The organism is Lunatimonas salinarum (assembly GCF_017811155.1).
Lineage (GTDB): Bacteria > Bacteroidota > Bacteroidia > Cytophagales > Cyclobacteriaceae > Lunatimonas > Lunatimonas salinarum.
The window spans coordinates 1-2,226 of record NZ_JACVCV010000036.1 but is presented as its reverse complement, the minus strand read 5'-3'; the positions used below and the strand labels follow the sequence as shown (position 1 = coordinate 2,226).

Here is a 2,226-nt window from a genome sequence, read left to right as displayed (position 1 = left end):
AAGGGAAATGGTTATCATTTTGCCTTTTACAATGACATGGATGGGGGGTTGCCCTTTTGGCCTCATGGAGAGGTGCCCGACAACAGGGTTTTTAAATTAATCTATCCCCATGAGTTTTTGGCACATTTTACAGGTGAAATTTCAGCTGAAAAAATCGGATTACCCCTTCATACCTTGGACAAATCAGACAACCCTATATTGATGATCGTCAAACTTAAAGATTGATTGCATGAGTTATTATTCTCAAGCTTTTAAAAGCCGAAGACTTCACCCCAAAGTTTTCCAAAAAATATTTAAAAGTCCTATAAATTTTCAATCTCAATCATTTTATACATCTCAAAATTAAAAATGAATACAGATATAAAAACGAGCAAGTGGCTGCGGTGGGTCGCTGCGGGAGCATTCGGCGTCATGCTGGTATTTAACATCATGATCAGCTTGGAGTTTGAGAAGGACAGGGTGCTGCCTTCTTTGACCTTGATTGAATTGGGGAATAGGGCTTATGCGCAGGGTGAAGGAGGTGGTGGTGATTGCCAACCGGGTGGGCTTGCAAACCAATGTTGCCCCTATTGGAATGTTACAGTAGAGTATGGTGGCGGATGGCCGTCATTTCCGAAAATCACGTGTATTACAGGAGGACAACTCAAATGTAAAGATAATTGTTAGTCCAAAAATGAATAGGTAGTTTCATCCATGGAAATCGCTTTTATATATATCCTTTCGGGAGTTTAAGCTAGAATTGATGTGTATTTGACCAAAGTCCTTTGAGAAGGATTAAACTGCAAAGGATTCCTTTATTGAAGGATAGTTAAAAGCGGTTTTTATGCTGTTTCACTAGACATTTGAAGAAATATCTTTTTTTATATTTGAGAATTTTATATGCTTGTATTTACGAAAATTATTAATAATTATGTGGATTGTTAGTTCTTTTTTAAGCATATATTTATAGGGTATTATTAAGATAAGTACAGATATAAAATCTGTAATAAAATAGAATATATTTTAGATTATATACATATTGAAATTAAAGTATGTTATTACATTATGCCATAACTAATGAAAATAAAAGGTAAATTTACATTGCTAGTTTTTCATTGTTTCTTTCTTTTTAGTTGCAATGAAGATAGGAAGTTTAACTTCGAAATAGATTCGATTTCCACATCTTTAGAAATAGTAGAAATTTCCACACTTAATGAAAATTTAAATTTGTTAGGCGAAATTACTTCGTTTGCCTTAATTGATGACAGTAGATTTGTAGTCTCTACCGTAAATCCTTCTAAGGTTTTTATTTTTAATTTTGATGGACAGCAGGTGTACGAAATTGCCTATTCCGGGATAGGACCCAATGAGTTTATGGAACCCTCCATTGTTAGATCCGATGGAAAAAGGGTCTTTGTATGGTGTCGCACTCAGCTTAAGCTGCTTATTTTTGACCTATATGGAAAGCCATTGGATGAACATGTGGGTTATAAGAAAGCTGTTGTAGACTTCCAGGTTAAGGATGAATATGTGTTTTTTTATATTACAGGAGGTTTTGATGGCCCTTACGTCAGTCGAGTTGAATTAGGGGAACACGTCTCAACCGAGGATTTTGGTTTTTCTACTGAGTCACATAAGCTATTGGGCATTATGGCTTGCTCTGGAGGAATGGCCGTTGAAAGCGGAGAACTTTTTTTTTCGTCTCTGGCTGAACTGGGTATAACCATCGTTGATTTCGATGACCACGAGTCAAAAATAGTTAATTGGAATGATCCTGAGTTTAGAACCGTAGAACTTCAGGAGAGCGCTATCGAAATCGTAAATAATAATCGAAATAAAATGATTGAATTGCTCAATGAGAGCAGCTTGGTAACAGGTGTTTTTAAAATAGGTAAGCATATTATTCTCAAAGCGGAAGTGGGTGAATATAGTCCCGAAGATGGAAAGGAGGGTATATCTAGAAAACGTTTTGATAAATTTTATCAAATCGATGAAAATTTTGAAATTCTGAAAACCTATAAAGAGGCGAAAAGTTTCGAGAATAATAATTGTCTTTATCAATCCTATGAAGGAAATCTTTATTTCATTTCTATCCATTCAAATGAAGCTGATTATGAATATCGGTTGAATAGAATTAGTTTTAAGTAGAGAGATGGTTTATAGAGATAGATTGTGGAACAATGGAATAGGATGATTTTCCTGATATGGATTTTGCCTTTGACGATTTTATCGTGGACAAGGAAGGCG

Annotated in this window: 3 protein-coding genes; all 3 read left to right on the top strand. The window is 35.2% G+C overall.

The features are described 5' to 3' along the window. The coding region (locus IAQ59_RS21320; protein ID WP_209332884.1) for a hypothetical protein at window positions 1-225 on the top strand (225 nt) is incomplete at its 5' end. 123 nt (window positions 226-348) lie between these two features. Beyond that, window positions 349-666, top strand: coding sequence for a hypothetical protein (locus IAQ59_RS21315; protein WP_209332883.1), 318 nt, complete (start codon window positions 349-351; stop codon window positions 664-666). Window positions 667-1,056: 390 nt separating this feature from the next. Then, on the top strand, window positions 1,057-2,127 hold the full coding sequence (locus IAQ59_RS21310; RefSeq protein ID WP_209332882.1) for a 6-bladed beta-propeller: 1,071 nt from the start codon (window positions 1,057-1,059) through the stop codon (window positions 2,125-2,127). Window positions 2,128-2,226 lie beyond the last annotated feature (99 nt).